Consider the following 17738-nt stretch of genomic DNA (forward strand, 5'->3'; position numbering starts at 1 on the left):
ACGCGGAAAGTCAGATGCCTGCCCGTTATGCATTTGCTATAGTAGGGCACTTTTTTTAATTTCATCACGGACGTCGTAGTTCAGACCATGAAGACCACTTTTTCCGCTCGTTTCGTGCAGCGTATGGCGCTCACCGCGGCTCTCTGCGCAGCTACTCTCTCTGCTGCCCATGCCGATGACCTGAATATTAAAACCATGATCCCCGGCGTTCCGCAGATCGATGCGGAGTCGTATATCCTGATTGATTACAACTCAGGTAAAGTTCTGGCAGAACAGAATGCTGACACTCGCCGCGACCCCGCCAGCCTGACCAAGATGATGACCAGCTACGTCATCGGCCAGGCGATGAAAGCCGGGAAGTTCAAAGAAACCGATCTGGTCACCGTTGGCAATGACGCATGGGCTACGGGTAACCCGGTCTTTAAAGGTTCATCGCTGATGTTCCTCAAGCCAGGCATGCAGGTTCCTGTCTCTCAGTTGATCCGTGGTATTAACCTGCAGTCCGGGAACGACGCATGTGTGGCGATGGCTGACTTCGCTGCCGGCAGCCAGGATGCTTTCGTCGGCCTGATGAACAGCTATGTGAACGCGCTGGGTCTGAAAAACACCCACTTCCAGACCGTTCATGGTCTTGATGCTGACGGTCAGTACAGTTCAGCCCGCGATATGGCGATGATTGGTCAGGCGCTGATTCGCGATGTACCTAATGAATACTCTATCTATAAAGAAAAAGAGTTCACCTTTAACGGCATTCGTCAGTTAAACCGTAACGGTCTGCTGTGGGATAACAGCCTGAATGTCGACGGTATCAAAACCGGTCACACCGATAAAGCTGGCTATAACCTTGTTGCATCCGCAACCGAAGGCCAGATGCGTCTGATCTCCGCCGTAATGGGTGGCCGCACCTATAAAGGTCGCGAAACCGAAAGCAAAAAACTGCTGACCTGGGGCTTCCGTTTCTTCGAAACCGTCAACCCGCTGAAAGTGGGTAAAGAATTTGCCTCAGAACCCGCCTGGTTTGGTAACACCGATCGCGCATCGTTAGGTGTCGATAAGGATGTCTACCTGACCATTCCGCGCGGCCGTATGAAAGATCTGAAAGCAAGTTATGTGCTGAACACCACTGAACTGCACGCGCCGCTGCAGAAAAACCAGGTTGTCGGTACCATCAACTTCCAGCTTGATGGCAAAACCATCGAGCAGCGCCCGCTGGTCGTGCTGCAGGAAATCCCGGAAGGCAACTTCTTTGGGAAAATCATTGATTACATTAAATTAATGTTCCATCACTGGTTTGGCTAAAAATCGAACACTTGAAAGTGTGATTTACGTCCCCATATACTAGGTATCCAGATAACTCCCACGCGCTGTGGGAGTTATTATTTTTTGATGTAACGCCGGAGCTGACATGAAAACCAAACTTAACGAACTGCTTGAATTCCCTACTCCATTTACTTACAAAGTAATGGGGCAGGCGTTGCCTGAGCTGGTTGATCAGGTGGTTGAAGTGGTACAGCGCCATGCGCCAGGTGATTACTCTCCGACGGTAAAACCGAGCAGCAAAGGCAACTACCACTCGGTCTCTATCACCATCACTGCTACACACATTGAGCAGGTTGAAACACTGTACGAAGAATTAGGCAATATTGATATCGTACGCATGGTGCTGTAAAAACCTGTCGGTTACCCGCTGCATCCCCGCTCGGGTAACCCCTTCCTCCTGTGATATACTTTTCCCCTCTTTAACATTCTCTACTCTGTGTGAGTATCTACGGAGATGCCGTTTTGTATCAGGATAAAATTCTGGTCCGCCAGCTCGGTCTTCAACCTTACGAGCCAGTCTCTCTGGCCATGCACGAATTTACCGATACCCGCGATGAAAACAGTCATGATGAAATATGGCTGGTAGAGCATTATCCTGTCTTTACCCAGGGTCAGGCCGGTAAAGCCGAGCATGTACTGATGCCGGGAGATATTCCGGTGATTCAGAGCGATCGCGGCGGTCAGGTGACCTACCACGGACCAGGTCAACAGGTCATGTATGTGCTGTTGAACCTGAAACGCCGCAAACTGGGCGTTCGCGAACTGGTTACGCTGCTGGAGCAAACTGTCGTCAATACCCTTGCGGAAATTGGCATCGACGCCCACCCGCGAGCCGATGCGCCAGGCGTTTATGTCGGTGAGAAGAAAATCTGCTCATTAGGGTTACGTATTCGTAAGGGATGTTCATTTCACGGCTTAGCGCTTAACGTGGATATGGACCTGTCGCCTTTCCTGCGTATCAACCCTTGCGGTTATGCCGGAATGGAGATGGCAAAAGTATCGCAATGGGATAACGCTGCCACGACTGAGAGCATTCGCCCACGCCTGCTGGCCAACATTCTGGCGCTGTTGGGTAACCCACCGCACGAGTACGTTGCGGACTAAAAAGGCAGTTATACTTTGCCACGGCATATGTTGTGGCAAATGGCACAAAACAACAACTATTTTACATTTTGCCAGCCTGTCAGGCTGCTTTCTGGCCCGTTTCAATGATATACTGCGTCTCACTAATTCAAAAATAGTTGATAAATGCAACATTCCCTTGAATTGAAACGCTTTCCTTCGTAATTCGCAACTGGAACACGCAAGCTATGAGTAAACCCATTGTGATGGAACGCGGTGTTAAATACCGCGATGCCGATAAGATGGCTCTTATCCCGGTTAAAAATGTGGCAACAGAGCGTGAAGCCCTGCTGCGTAAACCGGAATGGATGAAAATAAAACTGCCAGCGGACTCCACCCGCATCCAGGGCATCAAAGCGGCAATGCGCAAAAACGGCCTGCACTCTGTCTGCGAAGAAGCTTCCTGCCCTAACCTGGCTGAATGTTTCAATCACGGAACCGCAACCTTTATGATCCTCGGCGCAATCTGTACTCGCCGTTGCCCATTCTGTGACGTTGCCCATGGCCGTCCGGTTGCGCCTGATGTCAACGAGCCGTTGAAACTGGCTCAGACCATTGCGGACATGGCGCTGCGCTATGTCGTCATTACCTCCGTTGACCGTGACGATCTGCGTGACGGCGGTGCTCAGCACTTTGCTGACTGCATCACCGCTATCCGCGAGAAAAGCCCATCGATTAAAATCGAAACGCTGGTGCCTGACTTCCGTGGTCGTATGGATCGCGCGTTGGATATCCTCACGGCCACGCCGCCGGACGTATTTAACCACAACCTCGAAAACGTACCGCGTATTTACCGCAATGTCCGTCCGGGAGCGGACTACAACTGGTCGCTGAAGCTTCTGGAGCGTTTCAAGGACGCGCACCCGGAGATCCCGACTAAATCGGGTCTGATGGTAGGTCTGGGTGAAACCAATGCCGAAATTATTGAAGTGATGCGCGATCTGCGCAGTCATGGCGTGACTATGCTGACGCTGGGGCAGTATTTACAGCCAAGCCGCCATCACCTGCCGGTGCAACGCTATGTCAGCCCGGATGAGTTCGACGAGATGAAAGCCGAAGCCATGGCGATGGGCTTTACCCATGCAGCCTGCGGCCCGTTTGTTCGTTCTTCATACCACGCTGATATGCAGGCCAAAGGGCTGGAAGTGAAGTAATCGTGTAATACTCACTTACATATCAGCAATAAAAAAACCGGCAATTTGCCGGTTTTTTTCATACAGAGCACACAGTATGAGCATCATGCTCCTGATATTACTCTTTATGAGAGAGCTTTTCCGCCTGAACGCTACCATCAGCCTCTTTCCTGGCATCGGTATTATCGTCGTTCATCGCTTTCTTAAAGCCCTTAATTGCCGTTCCCAGGTCTCCACCCAGTGTACGTAACTTCTTGGTACCAAACAGCAGAACGACCAGTGCGGCAACCACCAGCAGTTTGGTAATACTAATCTCACCCATAGATACCTTCTTAACTTAAACCAGGCTACATAATGCGCCATATTAACCTGAGAATATTAACGGCCTTTCGACGCGCGCACACAATAGCAATCTGTAACAAGGTGAATCAAGTCTTGTTTAAAAAAACGTCATAATAATTGCGGTGGCGCAAAGCGTCGGTTAATTAACACCGGAAGTTGCGCCCTGACCTGCTTCACCCGCTCTGCAGAAACCTCGGCCATAATCAGCGCCGGTGTTTCTGCCGCTGCGGCAATGGTCACCCCAAAGGGATCGATGACCCGGCTTTGCCCAATATTCTTATTACCACATTCTCCAGCGGCAATAACATAGCAAGTAGCATCAAGAGCCCTTGCCGCCAACAATGTTGCCCAGTGATGCTCTTTTAGCGTTCCCCGCACCCAGGCGGCAGGTAAAGCGAGAATGTCTGCCCCCTGCAGAGCGTGCGCTAACGCCAGCTCAGGGAAACGCAGGTCATAGCAGGTCATCAACCCTACCTTTAATCCGTCTACGTCCAGCAGCGGCGCTATGGCGTCTCCTGCATCGACATTTCGCGACTCCTGAATCGCAAACGCGTCGTAAAGATGCAATTTTGCATAATGGGCAACAACCCGACCTCCCCGCAACGCCACCAGCATGTTAAAAGCCCGACCTGGCACAGAAGGAACATGAATCGTCAGAATTGTCGTCATTTCATTTTGCGCGCTTTCTCGGAGTAAACGCGTCAGGAACCCACCCTCCAGCAATTGCGCTGACTTCACTGACAGGTCAGGGTCAATATCGTTACGGGCCAGCAACGCCTCCGGTAGTACCAACAACGATACTCCCTCTCCTGCGGCCTGAGACATTAATGAAGCGCAGGTTTCTGCATTCTTTTCCCACGAAGGTCCCACGGCAAACTGCCCTGCTGCAACGAACATATTCCCTCCAGAAAAGTTTGTCAGGCTCGCCAACAGTGATTATTCAGCGTTACACTCATCCTATATACAATCAAATAGCAGGATTTAGCAGTGTTACAACTTCTTTTAGCGGTTTTTATCGGTGGTGGTACAGGTAGCGTAGCAAGATGGATGTTGAGCATGCGCTTCAACCCACTGCATCAGGCTATCCCATTCGGTACGCTGGCGGCAAACTTACTTGGCGCGTTTATCATTGGTATGGGTCTGGCGTGGTTTAATCGCATGACAAACATCGATCCAATGTGGAAAGTGCTGATTACTACCGGCTTTTGCGGCGGGTTGACAACGTTCTCCACCTTCTCGGCAGAGGTCGTGTTTTTACTCCAGGAAGGACGCTTTGGCTGGGCTATGGTGAATGTGCTGGTTAATCTACTGGGATCATTTGCGATGACCGCCCTGGCATTCTGGCTGGTTTCTGCCTCTCCCGCACATTAGAGCGAAAAAAAACCCGCAATTAAGCGGGTTTTGAATGCTTGCTGTCGTATGCTTACAGAGCGATTACGTTTGCAGCAGAAGGGCCTTTGGCACCGTTAGTGATTTCGAACTCTACGCGCTGACCTTCAGCCAGAGTTTTAAAACCATTGGTCTGGATTGCAGAGAAGTGTACGAACACGTCTTTGCTGCCATCTTCCGGAGTAATGAAACCGAATCCTTTGGACTCATTAAACCACTTAACGTTACCTTTAATCTTAGACATCAAAATTACCTTTACATGAAAAATAGACACAAATGCTGTGTCGGGTATCAGTACAACAATTGTGATGCGCTTTGTCCAGTCGAACTTTATCAAAAAGTGATAAATGTCGCGTTATTTTTCAGTAACCGTTCCCATCCATATGTTTTTAATGGTTTTTTTAAAACCTGACTGACAATACAGGCAGTCCATCAAAACTGGAAGCGTAACCACGCAAAGTAGACGTTACCATTGTTATAGGTTCCTGGAATGTAGGTCATCTGGAACGTTGCCGGACCATAACCGATTGACGCCAGCGGCAACAGCACCGGCACGGGAATGTAGTTCCAGTTATCGCGTGCGGTAAAACCAGCGGTAAAGCCGAGGCCGGTATGGAAGTTTTCATCAGGCAGCGGTCGCCAGGTTTTCTCCCAGCCGTAGCCGCCAATCGGTTCCCATTTATTGTAGGAATCCTTAAAGGCCATAATATAAAGCCCGTGCCAGTTACCTTTATCATCCCAACGGGATTGGCCAAATCCGGCCCCCCATGGGCGTTCATTGTAGCGATCCGTTTTTTCTTTATCGTAGGCAAAACGGGCATGCCAGGTAATAGCCGGTACATACAGGTCATAATGCTCCGGCTGCTGCCAGGTTTCACTGACATTATCTTTAAACGTGGCAAACCAGCCTTTATCTTCAGCAGCGCCCTGGGGAATGAAAGCTAACTGAATAAAAAGAAATGAAAAAATGAGAAAATATCGTTTAGCGACAATCACAACTTAATTACCATCCTGGGAGTTATTAGCAATTGTAGCAAACTCAACCTTAATGTTAACTTAACAAAAATGCGCAGGTAAAAAATCAGAATATTCTTCGGGCAATACTTATAAGATGATTGCCCCTCTATTTACTGGGCTTTATTACAGGAATAATTTTCTCTTGATTGCTAATAAATTGTTCTTCTCAAACGTGATGGACAAATAAAGAAACAATAATTTAACACTCTCATATCAAAATACACACAACAGCAATGCTGTTTCACAGTTTTTGCCGGGGATATTCTTTTTTAAACCACGATGTTGAAAAAACAGTCAGGCCATCGGTTGAATCCGTATTTTTATTGATTTCAATCAGCAATAGTTATCGGTTTATTAGGCACATTCTGTCACCACTTTTTACTTTTTTTAGTTTTTTTACTTTCCGGGCAGCAATGCGACAGGGGAAACAATGTTGACATTTATTGAACTCCTTATTGGGGTTGTGGTTATTGTGGGTGTAGCGCGCTACATCATCAAAGGTTATTCCGCCACCGGCGTACTGTTTGTTGGCGGTCTGGTTTTGCTGATTATCAGTGCGGTGATGGGACATAAAGTTCTGCCTTCCAGCGCAGCAACGACGGGCTATACTACTACAGACATTGTTGAATACATTAAAATTTTGCTGATGAGCCGCGGTGGCGATCTCGGCATGATGATTATGATGCTGTGTGGTTTTGCCGCCTACATGACGCATATTGGCGCGAACGATATGGTCGTTAAGCTGGCCTCCAAACCGCTGCAATATATCAACTCACCTTATCTGTTGATGATTGCCGCCTATTTCGTCGCTTGTCTGATGTCGCTGGCAGTCTCGTCAGCTACCGGCCTGGGCGTATTGCTGATGGCAACGCTTTTCCCGGTTATGGTTAACGTTGGGATCAGCCGTGGCGCCGCAGCGGCCATATGCGCTTCCCCTGCCGCAATCATTCTTTCACCGACATCCGGTGATGTGGTGCTGGCGGCAAAAGCCGCAGAAATGCCGTTGATTGATTTCGCGTTTAAAACCACGCTGCCAATTTCTATTGCCGCCATCATTGCTATGGCGCTCGCACACTTTTTCTGGCAGCGCTACCTGGATAAAAAAGAGAACATTTCTCACGAAATGTTAGACGTAGCAGAAATCACCACTACCGCGCCGTCGTTTTATGCCATCCTGCCATTTACACCGATCGTAGGCGTTCTGATTTTTGATGGTAAATGGGGTCCGCAGCTGCACATTATTACTATCCTGGTACTATGCATGCTCATCGCCGCTGTTCTGGAATTTGTTCGCGGATTCAATACTCAGAAGGTGTTTTCAGGTCTGGAGGTCGCTTACCGGGGCATGGCGGACGCCTTTGCTAACGTAGTGATGCTGCTCGTCGCTGCGGGTGTTTTTGCCCAGGGCTTGAGTACCATCGGCTTTATTCAAAGTCTGATTTCTATCGCCACCTCGTTTGGCTCAGCGAGTATTATTCTGATGCTGGTACTGGTGATCCTGACCATGCTGGCAGCAATGACCACGGGTTCCGGTAACGCGCCGTTCTATGCTTTCGTTGAGATGATCCCGAAACTGGCACACTCTTCCGGCATTAACCCGGCTTACCTTGCAATCCCGATGCTTCAGGCCTCCAACCTCGGGCGTACCATTTCCCCAGTCTCCGGCGTCGTTGTGGCGGTGGCTGGGATGGCGAAGATTTCTCCGTTCGAAGTTGTGAAACGTACCTCGGTTCCGGTGCTGGTCGGACTGCTGGTGGTGATTATCGCCACCGAAGTGATGGTACCGGCAACGTCTGCCCTGATTGGCGGTTAACGATACCTGTCAATACCTGACCTTAATACACAAAATCATTTATGCTGCATCGCGGCGGCAAGTAAAGAAATCCCCAGGAGCATAGATAACTATGTGACTGGGGTTTCTGCACGCAGCCAACAAAGAGGCAGCTTAAAGGATGACGTGTATTAGCCGCCGTGATAAATACGCTGCGGTCTACCCACCTTCCCGTGAATAATCTCCGCGATAATCAAATGGCGGCTGGCGCAGTACTCCAGATAACGTCTGGAGGTCGTACGACTGATGGTGAGCGCCTGGGCGATCGTTTCCGCAGTATGATGTACCGTCGGATCGGCAAATAGCTTCAGCACCGCATTCAGCGTTAACGCATCAATCCCGGTCGGCAAATCGCCTTTCGGCTCGCCGCGCGCGTAGGCGTTAAACATTTCATCAATCTGCTTTTGACTGGCGCTGTCATTGCCTGCCAGCATGCGTCTGCGCTGTTGATACCGCGTCAGCGTCTGCCCCAACCGCTCGTAAGCGATAGGTTTGACCAGATAATCAAACGCGCCGCTGCGCACGGCCTCGGAGACCGTTTCCATATCGCTGGCCGCCGTGGTAAAGACCACACCGCCCGGATAACGCGCCTGGGTCAGCTCATGCAACAAAGTAATACCCTTACCGTCCGGCAAGTAGTTATCAAGAAGAATCAAACCGGGCTTAAAACGCTCAATCATCATTCTTGCCTGCGCAAGATTACCCGCCAGCCATATCTGGCTGAAGCCGGGTATATGGCGGATATATTCAGCATGCATTTCCGCCAGTAGCGTTTCATCCTCAACGATCAGTAGCGTTAATGGTTCCGTCATTATTTTTTTTCACTTTCGGAAGAAATAAAGAAAATAAGGTGCCGCAAGGGGAGTTATCTTCGAGCGTAATCACCCCGTTACAGCGCCTCACATAACTTGCAATCAGATACAAACCGATGCCATGTTCGCCTGGTTCATCGGTACGGGTGCTTACACCCTGTTCAAATATTTTTTCACGCAATGCTTCCGGCACACCGCATCCCTGATCGGCAACTTCGATGACCACATCATCCCCTTCGTCGCTCAAATAAAGTTCGACGACTTTGTTGCCTTGCTGGGTGCGTAAACTCGCTTCAAATGCATTATCAAGCAGATTGCCAACAATTGCTGCAAACTCTGTGCTATCCAGCCCTTCAGGCAGTTGGCGCAGTTGGCTGCCAGGAACAATGGTCATCGTAAGACCCAGTTCCCGCGCACGTTGCACCTTACCAAATAACAGACCCGCCACCTGACGATCGGCAAAGGCGCCGCGCAGGCTGTCAATCAGTTGTTGCTGCGCCTGTGACTCGCCCTGAACCATAGCCAGCACCCGGTCATACTCTTTCATTTGCAGCAGGCCATTGATAGTCGACATCCAGTTCAGGTGCTCATGACGCAGCGTTCTCAGGCTCTCAACATACTGTTTGATTTGCGTTAATTGCGCATTAAGGGTAGCAATTTCATCTTTACTACGAAAACTGATAATGGCGCCGAGCAGTTCGTCACCGGAGCGAATCGCCTCACGGTTGGCGATAACGCTCAACCCATTAAAATTAACCATCGCATCCTGGCGTTGTTCCGCAATCTGCTGGGTGAAAAAGTCCGCTGGCTGAACGACTTCATTTACCGGTTTGCCCAGCCACTTTCTGCCCGGCGATGACAGCCCCAGCATTTTCCTCGCACTGCGGTTTATCGCAGTGATATATCCGTCAGGATCCACGGCAATCAACCCTTCATACACCGAGCTGAACAGCGCTTCCTGCTGACGCACCACCCGCGCGATTTGTTTAGGCTCCATCCCCAACATCTGCCGACGAATATGGGCAGCAAAAAACCAGGAGAGCAGCATAAGTACCAACAACAGCAGGATAAATACCCCAGCCATTGGCAGTAAGAAATCCGATCGCCAGCTATCAATTTTACTGATCAGATAGCCAATTGAGACCACGCCAATGATTTTGCCATCGTCATCAAAGATAGGGGTTTTGGCGCGCATTGCCATCCCAATAGATCCTTTGCCGGTAATAAAGTAGCTCTCACCTTTTTCCAGCGCGCCAGGCTTGGTGAACTGCATCGGGTAACCAATTTTTTCCGGGTTCGGATGATAAAGACGAATAGAGTGGGTATCTCCAATCACCACATAATCGAAATCAGTCCCGCTCTGTAGTTTGTCGGCAATAGTCGCCAGACGCTTGTAATCACGATGCTTCACCGCCGTGATGATGCTGTCATTAGAGGCGATGATTTTGGCCTGGTTCATTGCCATATCGCGGACATGTGTCGTCAGATAATCTTCAAAACTGGCGGTAAAGTATTGTGCTAACGCTGCGATAATAAGAACAGAAACGACCAGAATGAGCAGAAAAATGCGTAACGGAAACGCCAGACTGCGAAAAAAAGGAAACCGTGTTTTATTTTTCTGTTCTGCCATAAATTTTCCTCACCGACGTTACCGAAACTTATTTTCTATTGTAGTTGTAATAAAAATGTTTTATTTAAAAGTGACGATATAAAACAGGATCGTTGCAGATTCCCCACCTTAAATCAATTAAACAAATTAAAACCACGCGCTATTTCCGGGTTAAATTAATTAAAAAACTTAAAACCATAAAACACATTAAAACCTTCTAACTTATTGTGAAATAAATCAAAAATTACCTCCAAAATACTCCTTACGATGTATGCAGCAGGGAAAAAAAGAAATACTCCGTAATAAAAAACCATTCCCTTCAATTGCAAACAAAACGTTATCAGGTTGCTAATCAGAGCAACAAAAACAGAAACCCAGTAACAAATATAGCATCGGGGCTCTATTTACTATGTTCGGTAATAATATATTCACGCAAGTTAAACGCTCAGAAAATAAAAAGATGGCGGCTATCGCGCAATTTCTGAAAGAGAACGATCTGAGCGTTGATACCACCGTCGAAGTATTTATCACCGTCACCCGTGACGATCGCCTGATTGCCTGTGGCGGTATCGCCGGAAATATCATTAAGTGCGTCGCGATTTGTGAGTCCGTGCGCGGTGAAGGCCTGGCGCTGACGCTGGCGACAGAACTCATCAACCTCGCCTATGAGCGCCACTGTACGCACCTCTTCATCTATACCAAAACCGAGTACGAATCGCTGTTTAAACAGTGCGGCTTTTCCACACTCACCAGCGTGCCCGGCATTATGGTGTTGATGGAAAACAGCACCACGCGGTTGAAACGCTACGCCGAATCGCTGGCAAAACAGCGTCATGAAGGGAAAAAAATTGGCTGTATCGTCATGAACGCCAACCCCTTCACCAACGGTCATCGTTTTCTGATCCAACAGGCGGCCGCGCAATGTGACTGGCTGCATCTGTTTTTGGTGAAAGAAGATACCTCGCGTTTTCCGTATGAAGACCGACTGGATCTGGTACTTAAAGGGACAAAAGACATTCCGCGTTTAACCGTGCATCGCGGTTCGGAATACATCATTTCCCGCGCTACGTTCCCGTGCTACTTCATCAAAGAGCAGAGCGTTATTAACCACTGCTACACCGAAATAGACCTGAAAATCTTCCGCCAGTACCTGGCCCCGGCTCTCGGCGTTACGCACCGTTTCGTGGGTACCGAGCCGTATTGCACCGTCACCTCCCAGTACAACAACGATATGCGTTACTGGCTGGAGACCCCAACGCTTCCCGCCCCACCGATTGAACTGGTGGAAATTGAGCGGCTGTGCTTCCAGGAGATGCCGATTTCCGCCTCCTGGGTGCGCAAGCTGCTGGTTAAAAAAGATCTCACGGCTATCGCATCCCTGGTTCCTGACGCCACGCTGCGCTATCTGCAAAGCATGGTTGAACGAGCCTCATCGGGTGCGGCAGTCCGCCAAAATACCCCCGCATTAGCAACAGGTGAAAAATGAAAATAAACCAGGCAGCCGTCGCAGGCACACTCGAGTCCGGTGATGTGATGATTCGCATCGCCCCACTCGATTCGCAGGATATTGACCTGCAGGTTAACAGTAGCGTCGAAAAGCAGTTCGGTGATGCCATTCGGGCCACCATTCTGGACGTACTGTCCCGCTACAACGTACGCGGCGTGCAATTAAATGTTGATGATAAAGGCGCACTGGACTGCATTTTACGTGCGCGACTGGAAGCACTACTGGCCCGCGCTGGCGGTATTCCGGCACTGCCATGGGAGGATTGCCAGTGATTGCCGAATCTTTACAACAACGTAAAACCCGTACCCGCCGTAGCATGTTGTTCGTACCGGGCGCCAATGCCGCCATGGTCAGCAACTCGTTTATCTACCCGGCTGATGCGCTGATGTTCGACCTGGAAGACTCCGTCGCGCTGCGTGAAAAAGATACCGCCCGCCGCATGGTGTACCACGCGCTGCAACATCCGCTGTATCACGACGTAGAAACCATCGTGCGCGTAAACGCCCTCGACTCCGAATGGGGCATCAACGACCTCGAAGCCGTTGTGCGCGGCGGCGCCGACATCGTGCGTTTACCGAAAACCGATACCGCACAGGATGTCATCGACATCGAAAGCGAAATCCTGCGCATCGAAAACGCCTGTGGTCGCGAACCCGGCAGCACCGGTCTGTTAGCCGCTATCGAATCGCCGTTAGGCATTACCCGCGCGGTAGAAATCGCCCACGCTTCCGAGCGTCTGATTGGTATTGCACTGGGTGCTGAAGATTATGTGCGTAACCTGCGCACTGAACGTTCCCCGGAAGGGACTGAACTGCTGTTTGCCCGCTGCTCTATTTTGCAGGCTGCGCGCTCTGCCGGTATTCAGGCGTTCGATACCGTCTATTCCGATGCCAACAACGAAGCAGGTTTCCTGCATGAAGCCTCACACATCAAGCAACTGGGTTTTGACGGCAAGTCGCTGATCAACCCTCGCCAGATTGAACTTCTGCATAACCTCTATGCCCCGACGCGCAAAGAGCTGGCTCATGCCCGTCTGGTGGTGGAAGCCGCTGAAGCTGCCGCCCGCGAAGGTCGTGGCGTGGTTTCCCTGAACGGCAAGATGGTCGACAGCCCGGTTATCGAGCGCGCCCTTCTGGTTATCTCCCGTGCAGAACTTTCCGGCATTCGCGAAGAATAAGGCAAAAAAATGACGCAGAAAATCGAACAGTCTCAACGCCAGGATCGCGTGGCGACCTGGAGCCGTCATGCAGAAAGCGAGCTTTCCGCTTATCAGAGCACCGCAAAAGTAGAATTGCAGGCGCAAAAACCGCGCGACAAAAAGCTGTGCGCTAATCTGGAAGACGCCATTCATCGTTCAGGTTTACAGGATGGTATGACCATCTCTTTCCACCACGCATTTCGCGGTGGCGATCTGACGATTAACCTGGTGATGGACGCCATCGCCAACATGGGCTTTAAAAATCTGACGCTGGCCTCAAGCTCCCTGAGCGACTGCCACGCGCCGCTGGTTGAGCACATCCGTCAGGGCGTGGTCAGCCGAATTTATACCTCCGGGCTGCGTGGCCCGCTGGCAGAAGAGATCTCTCGTGGTCTGCTGGCTGAGCCGGTGCAAATCCACTCCCACGGTGGTCGTGTACACCTGGTGCAAAGTGGCGAACTCAACATTGATGTCGCATTCCTCGGCGTACCGGCGTGCGACCAGTTTGGTAATGCTAACGGTTATACCGGCAAAGCGTGCTGTGGCTCACTGGGCTATGCCCGCGTCGATGCCGAGAACGCCAGGCAGGTTGTTCTGCTGACAGAACAACTGCTGAGCTATCCGCACAACCCGGCCAGCATTACCCAGGATCAAGTGGATCTGATCGTGCAGATCGACCAGGTCGGCGATGCGGACAAAATTGGTGCTGACGCGACCCGTATGACCACCAATCCGCGTGAATTGTTGATCGCCCGCAGCGCGGCAGACGTCATTGCTAACTCCGGTTACTTCAATGAAGGCTTCTCATTGCAGACAGGAACCGGCGGCGCGTCTCTGGCCGTTACCCGTTTCCTGGAAGACAAAATGCGTAGCCGTGACATCCATGCCGATTTCGCGCTGGGCGGCATCACCGCCACCATCGTTGATCTGCATGAAAAAGGCTTAATCCGCAAACTGCTGGATGTACAAAGCTTCGACAGTACCGCCGCGAAATCCCTGGCCCGCAATCCAAATCACATTGAGATTAGCGCTAACCAGTACGCTAACTGGGGCTCGAAAGGCGCATCCGTTGACCGCCTGGACGTTGTGGTACTGAGCGCATTAGAAGTAGACACCAACTTCAACGTTAACGTACTGACCGGCTCCGACGGCGTACTGCGTGGCGCTTCCGGTGGTCACTGCGATACGGCTGTGGCCGCAGCGCTTTCTATCATCGTCGCACCGCTGGTTCGTGGACGCATCCCGACATTGGTAGATAACGTGCTGACCTGCGTAACTCCAGGTTCCAGCGTTGACATTCTGGTTACCGACCACGGTATCGCCGTCAACCCTGCTCGCCCTGAACTGGCGGAACGCCTGCAAGAAGCTGGCATGAAAGTGGTGTCGATTGAATGGCTGCGCGAACGTGCACAGCAGCTAACCGGTCAACCGCGCGCCATCGAATTTACCGATCGCGTAATTGCCGTTGTGCGCTACCGCGATGGTTCGGTAATTGACGTTGTGCATCAGGTGAAGGAATAAGCCATGCACCTGCTCCCTGAACACGCCACCTGCCACGCGGTTTCCATCCCTGAGCTGCTCGCCAGCCGAGATGAGAGACAAGCAAGGCAGCATGCCTGGCTCACGCGTCATCACGCGCCACTGGTCTCGTTTACCGTGGTCGCGCCAGGTCCGATTAAAGACAGCGAATTAACCCGTCGCATCTTTAATCACGGCGTCACCGCCCTGCTCGCGCTGGCGGAAAAATCCGCCTGGATTGTCAGGGAGCAAACTGCGCTGGTCTCTGCCAGCGGACCGGAAGGCCTGCTGGCCATTGAGGCTCCGGCCCAGGACCTCAAGCTCGCCACTATCGGACTTGAGCATTCACATCCGCTGGGACGGTTATGGGACATCGACGTCCTGAACCCTGAAGGGGAAATTCTGTCCCGGCGTCATTTCGCGCTCCCTGCCCGCCGCTGTCTGCTGTGCGAGCAAAGCGCTGCCGAATGCGCGCGAGGTAAAACTCACGCGCTTTCCGACTTACTCACTCAGATGGAGGCACTGCTGCATGATGCCGATTCCCGCAACATCAACTCATAACGCAGTTCTTCCTCTGGATCTGCCTGACGCTTACGCCACGCTGGCGTGGCGCGCCATGCTGACGGAAGTCAACCTGTCGCCTAAACCGGGTCTGGTGGATCGTATTAATAACGGCGCGCATAAAGATATGGCGCTGGAAGATTTTTATCGCAGTGCTGAAGCGATTCAGACATGGCTGCCGCGTTTTATCGAATACGGCGCATTTAGCGCACAGCAGCCGCCGGAAGATGTCCTGCCAGGACTACGTCCGCTGGGCATGGCCTGCGAAGCCGATATGTTTCGCGCTACTGCCGGAGTGAACACCCATAAAGGCAGCATCTTCTCGCTGGGATTACTGTGCGCCGCCATTGGCCGCCTGCTCCAGCTCCGCCTGAGCGTTACCGCTGAAACCCTTTGCTCTACGGCAGCAACATTTTGCCGTGGCCTGACCGAGCGCGAACTGCGCCAGAACAACCAACAACTCACGGCTGGCCAACGTCTTTATCAGCAACTGGGATTAACCGGCGCACGCGGCGAAGCCGAAGCAGGATATCCCCTCGTCATTCAGCATGCTCTGCCGCACTACCGTGCACTGCTGGCTGAGGGCCGCGATCCTGAACTGGCGTTACTCGATACGTTACTGCTGCTGATGTCTATCAACGGCGACACCAACGTGGCTTCCCGTGGTGGCGCAGAAGGTTTGCGCTGGTTACAGCAGCAGGCTTCCACGTTGTTACAACAAGGCGGAATTCGTACCCCTGCCGATCTCGAATACCTACGCCAGTTCGACCAACAGTGCATTGAACGCAACCTCAGTCCTGGAGGCTGCGCCGATCTGCTGATCGTCACATGGTTCTTAGCTCAGATTTCACAAGTTCATCATTATCACAATTAAAGATCCTTTCCGGAGAATCACACACATGTCTTTAGCAAAAGATAAAATTTGGAAGTTACTGGCCCCATTGGTAGTCATGGGCGTCATGTTTCTTATCCCCGTCCCTGATGGCATGCCCCCACAGGCATGGCACTATTTTGCCGTGTTCGTGGCCATGATTGTCGGGATGATTCTGGAGCCCATTCCGGCAACGGCAATCAGCTTTATCGCCGTGACGATCTGCGTTATCGGCAGTAACTATCTGCTGTTTGACGCATCCGAGCTGGCCGACCCGGCATTCAAAGCGGGTAAGCAAGCGCTGAAATGGGGTCTGGCGGGCTTCTCCAGCACCACCGTGTGGCTGGTGTTTGGCGCGTTTATTTTCGCACTGGGTTATGAAGTTACCGGCCTGGGTCGTCGTATCGCGCTGTTCATGGTGAAATTCATGGGTAAACGTACCCTGACGCTGGGCTATGCGATTGTTATTATCGACATCCTGCTGGCGCCGTTTACACCGTCCAACACCGCGCGTACCGGTGGTACCGTATTCCCGGTTATCAAAAACCTGCCGCCGCTGTTTAAATCATTCCCGAACGATCCTTCCGCACGCCGTATCGGCGGATATCTGATGTGGATGATGGTCATCAGTACCAGCCTGAGCTCCTCTATGTTCGTGACCGGCGCGGCGCCGAACGTACTGGGTCTGGAATTCGTCAACAAAATTGCTGGCATTCAAATCAGTTGGCTGCAATGGTTCCTCAGCTTCCTGCCGGTCGGTATTATTTTGCTGATCGTTGCGCCGTGGCTGTCCTATGTTCTGTACAAACCAGAAGTCACTCACAGTACTGAAGTTGCCGCATGGGCCGGTGAAGAACTGAAAACCATGGGTAAACTGACGCGTAAAGAGCTGACCCTGATCGGTCTGGTTCTGCTCAGCCTGGGTCTGTGGGTCTTCGGGGGTAAACTGATTGATGCCACCGCGGTGGGTCTGCTGGCGGTTTCCCTGATGCTGGCGCTACACGTTGTACCGTGGAAAGATATTACCCGCTATAACAGCGCATGGAACACACTGGTAAACCTCGCCACGCTGGTTGTTATGGCAAATGGTTTGACCCGTTCAGGCTTCATCGACTGGTTCGCTAACACCATGAGCACGCACCTGGAAGGCTTCTCACCTAACGCGACCGTGATCGTGCTGGTGCTGGTGTTCTACTTTGCTCACTACCTGTTCGCCAGCCTTTCCGCACACACCGCCACCATGCTGCCGGTAATTCTGGCGGTCGGTAAAGGTATCCCGGGCGTTCCAATGGAACATCTGTGTATCCTGCTGGTGCTGTCCATCGGTATCATGGGCTGCCTGACGCCGTATGCAACCGGCCCTGGCGTTATCATCTACGGTTGTGGTTATGTGAAGTCTAAAGACTACTGGCGTCTGGGAGCTATCTTCGGCGTTATCTACATCGCTATGCTTCTGCTGGTCGGCTGGCCGATTCTGGCAATGTGGAGCTAATCATTCCGGCTCACGC

The 17738-nt window shown here is 51.5% G+C and carries 19 protein-coding genes; 13 read left to right on the plus strand and 6 right to left on the minus strand.

Features of this window, described 5'->3' with window-relative positions:
- Positions 1–87: 87 nt before the first annotated feature.
- From dacA to lipA, 4 genes are all read left to right on the plus strand, one after another.
- Positions 88–1299 (plus strand): D-alanyl-D-alanine carboxypeptidase DacA, encoded by a 1212-nt coding sequence (dacA, locus tag AC534G_RS18130; protein ID WP_038638745.1) that lies wholly within the window; start codon positions 88–90, stop codon positions 1297–1299.
- Between the two features lie 106 nt (positions 1300–1405).
- Positions 1406–1669 (plus strand): DUF493 family protein YbeD, encoded by a 264-nt coding sequence (ybeD, locus tag AC534G_RS18135; protein ID WP_003022706.1) that lies wholly within the window; start codon positions 1406–1408, stop codon positions 1667–1669.
- Positions 1670–1782: 113 nt separating this feature from the next.
- Entirely contained in the window at positions 1783–2424 is a 642-nt protein-coding gene (lipB, locus tag AC534G_RS18140) for a lipoyl(octanoyl) transferase LipB (protein WP_110498577.1), read from the plus strand.
- 206 nt (positions 2425–2630) lie between these two features.
- Positions 2631–3596, plus strand: a complete 966-nt coding sequence (gene lipA, locus AC534G_RS18145; protein WP_038638737.1) for a lipoyl synthase — start codon at positions 2631–2633, stop codon at positions 3594–3596.
- Positions 3597–3693: 97 nt separating this feature from the next.
- Here lipA and tatE read toward each other — a convergent pair whose 3' ends face one another.
- A complete protein-coding gene (gene tatE / locus AC534G_RS18150; RefSeq protein ID WP_038638735.1) occupies positions 3694–3897 on the minus strand; it encodes a twin-arginine translocase subunit TatE in 204 nt (67 codons plus the stop codon).
- Between the two features lie 128 nt (positions 3898–4025).
- Positions 4026–4814 carry a deaminated glutathione amidase gene (locus AC534G_RS18155; RefSeq protein WP_110498578.1) on the minus strand — a complete coding sequence of 263 codons (789 nt, stop codon included), beginning with the start codon at positions 4812–4814 and terminating at the stop codon, positions 4026–4028.
- Between the two features lie 90 nt (positions 4815–4904).
- Here AC534G_RS18155 and crcB point away from each other — a divergent pair, with 90 nt between their 5' ends.
- On the plus strand, positions 4905–5288 hold the full coding sequence (gene crcB / locus AC534G_RS18160) for a fluoride efflux transporter CrcB (RefSeq protein WP_003831281.1): 384 nt from the start codon (positions 4905–4907) through the stop codon (positions 5286–5288).
- Between the two features lie 52 nt (positions 5289–5340).
- On the opposite strand, the gene cspE is transcribed toward crcB, so the two are convergent.
- Together cspE and pagP are read right to left on the minus strand one after the other, a co-directional pair.
- A complete protein-coding gene (cspE, locus tag AC534G_RS18165; RefSeq protein WP_000034825.1) occupies positions 5341–5550 on the minus strand; it encodes a transcription antiterminator/RNA stability regulator CspE in 210 nt (69 codons plus the stop codon).
- A 188-nt stretch (positions 5551–5738) separates the two neighbouring features.
- Positions 5739–6302 (minus strand): lipid IV(A) palmitoyltransferase PagP, encoded by a 564-nt coding sequence (gene pagP / locus AC534G_RS18170; RefSeq protein WP_038638726.1) that lies wholly within the window; start codon positions 6300–6302, stop codon positions 5739–5741.
- A 451-nt stretch (positions 6303–6753) separates the two neighbouring features.
- On the opposite strand from pagP, the gene dcuC reads away from it, so the two are divergent.
- Positions 6754–8136, plus strand: coding sequence for an anaerobic C4-dicarboxylate transporter DcuC (gene dcuC, locus AC534G_RS18175; RefSeq protein ID WP_110498579.1), 1383 nt, complete (start codon positions 6754–6756; stop codon positions 8134–8136).
- 149 nt (positions 8137–8285) lie between these two features.
- Here dcuC and dpiA read toward each other — a convergent pair whose 3' ends face one another.
- On the minus strand, positions 8286–8966 hold the full coding sequence (gene dpiA / locus AC534G_RS18180; RefSeq protein ID WP_003831279.1) for a two-component response regulator DpiA: 681 nt from the start codon (positions 8964–8966) through the stop codon (positions 8286–8288).
- Positions 8935–10596 carry a sensor histidine kinase DpiB gene (gene dpiB / locus AC534G_RS18185; RefSeq protein WP_038638721.1) on the minus strand — a complete coding sequence of 554 codons (1662 nt, stop codon included), beginning with the start codon at positions 10594–10596 and terminating at the stop codon, positions 8935–8937. The genes dpiA and dpiB overlap by 32 nt, the downstream gene beginning before the upstream one ends.
- 388 nt (positions 10597–10984) lie before the next feature.
- On the opposite strand from dpiB, the gene citC reads away from it, so the two are divergent.
- Genes citC through citT form a run of 7 tightly spaced genes read left to right on the plus strand, consistent with a single transcriptional unit; the run spans position 10985 to position 17722 of the window.
- Entirely contained in the window at positions 10985–12061 is a 1077-nt protein-coding gene (gene citC / locus AC534G_RS18190; protein WP_038638718.1) for a [citrate (pro-3S)-lyase] ligase, read from the plus strand.
- Positions 12058–12354, plus strand: a complete 297-nt coding sequence (gene citD / locus AC534G_RS18195) for a citrate lyase acyl carrier protein (protein ID WP_003831276.1) — start codon at positions 12058–12060, stop codon at positions 12352–12354. The genes citC and citD overlap by 4 nt, the downstream gene beginning before the upstream one ends.
- Positions 12351–13259, plus strand: coding sequence for an aldolase/citrate lyase family protein (locus AC534G_RS18200; RefSeq protein WP_069323153.1), 909 nt, complete (start codon positions 12351–12353; stop codon positions 13257–13259). Before citD ends, AC534G_RS18200 begins: the two co-directional genes overlap by 4 nt.
- 9 nt (positions 13260–13268) lie before the next feature.
- A complete protein-coding gene (gene citF / locus AC534G_RS18205; protein WP_110498580.1) occupies positions 13269–14801 on the plus strand; it encodes a citrate lyase subunit alpha in 1533 nt (510 codons plus the stop codon).
- Positions 14802–14804: 3 nt separating this feature from the next.
- Positions 14805–15359: a citrate lyase holo-[acyl-carrier protein] synthase gene (gene citX, locus AC534G_RS18210; RefSeq protein ID WP_038638710.1), complete on the plus strand. Its 555-nt coding sequence runs from the start codon at positions 14805–14807 to the stop codon at positions 15357–15359.
- Positions 15328–16233: a triphosphoribosyl-dephospho-CoA synthase CitG gene (citG, locus tag AC534G_RS18215; protein ID WP_038638706.1), complete on the plus strand. Its 906-nt coding sequence runs from the start codon at positions 15328–15330 to the stop codon at positions 16231–16233. The genes citX and citG overlap by 32 nt, the downstream gene beginning before the upstream one ends.
- Positions 16234–16258: 25 nt before the next feature.
- Positions 16259–17722, plus strand: coding sequence for a citrate/succinate antiporter CitT (gene citT, locus AC534G_RS18220; protein ID WP_069323150.1), 1464 nt, complete (start codon positions 16259–16261; stop codon positions 17720–17722).
- The last annotated feature ends 16 nt before the right edge of the window (positions 17723–17738 follow it).

Source organism: Citrobacter sp. CRE-46 (assembly GCF_059615875.1).

What these genes read in the sequence shown, in the direction of transcription:
- dacA (WP_038638745.1), top strand. Translation starts at nt 88, where the DNA reads ATGAAGACCACTTTTTCCGCTCGTTTCGTGCAGCGTATGGCGCTCACC.
- ybeD (WP_003022706.1), top strand. Translation starts at nt 1,406, where the DNA reads ATGAAAACCAAACTTAACGAACTGCTTGAATTCCCTACTCCATTTACT.
- lipA (WP_038638737.1), top strand. Translation starts at nt 2,631, where the DNA reads ATGAGTAAACCCATTGTGATGGAACGCGGTGTTAAATACCGCGATGCC.
- tatE (WP_038638735.1), bottom strand. Translation starts at nt 3,897, where the DNA reads ATGGGTGAGATTAGTATTACCAAACTGCTGGTGGTTGCCGCACTGGTC.
- AC534G_RS18155 (WP_110498578.1), bottom strand. Translation starts at nt 4,814, where the DNA reads ATGTTCGTTGCAGCAGGGCAGTTTGCCGTGGGACCTTCGTGGGAAAAG.
- cspE (WP_000034825.1), bottom strand. Translation starts at nt 5,550, where the DNA reads ATGTCTAAGATTAAAGGTAACGTTAAGTGGTTTAATGAGTCCAAAGGA.
- dcuC (WP_110498579.1), top strand. Translation starts at nt 6,754, where the DNA reads ATGTTGACATTTATTGAACTCCTTATTGGGGTTGTGGTTATTGTGGGT.
- dpiA (WP_003831279.1), bottom strand. Translation starts at nt 8,966, where the DNA reads ATGACGGAACCATTAACGCTACTGATCGTTGAGGATGAAACGCTACTG.
- dpiB (WP_038638721.1), bottom strand. Translation starts at nt 10,596, where the DNA reads ATGGCAGAACAGAAAAATAAAACACGGTTTCCTTTTTTTCGCAGTCTG.
- citC (WP_038638718.1), top strand. Translation starts at nt 10,985, where the DNA reads ATGTTCGGTAATAATATATTCACGCAAGTTAAACGCTCAGAAAATAAA.
- citD (WP_003831276.1), top strand. Translation starts at nt 12,058, where the DNA reads ATGAAAATAAACCAGGCAGCCGTCGCAGGCACACTCGAGTCCGGTGAT.
- citF (WP_110498580.1), top strand. Translation starts at nt 13,269, where the DNA reads ATGACGCAGAAAATCGAACAGTCTCAACGCCAGGATCGCGTGGCGACC.
- citX (WP_038638710.1), top strand. Translation starts at nt 14,805, where the DNA reads ATGCACCTGCTCCCTGAACACGCCACCTGCCACGCGGTTTCCATCCCT.
- citG (WP_038638706.1), top strand. Translation starts at nt 15,328, where the DNA reads ATGATGCCGATTCCCGCAACATCAACTCATAACGCAGTTCTTCCTCTG.
- citT (WP_069323150.1), top strand. Translation starts at nt 16,259, where the DNA reads ATGTCTTTAGCAAAAGATAAAATTTGGAAGTTACTGGCCCCATTGGTA.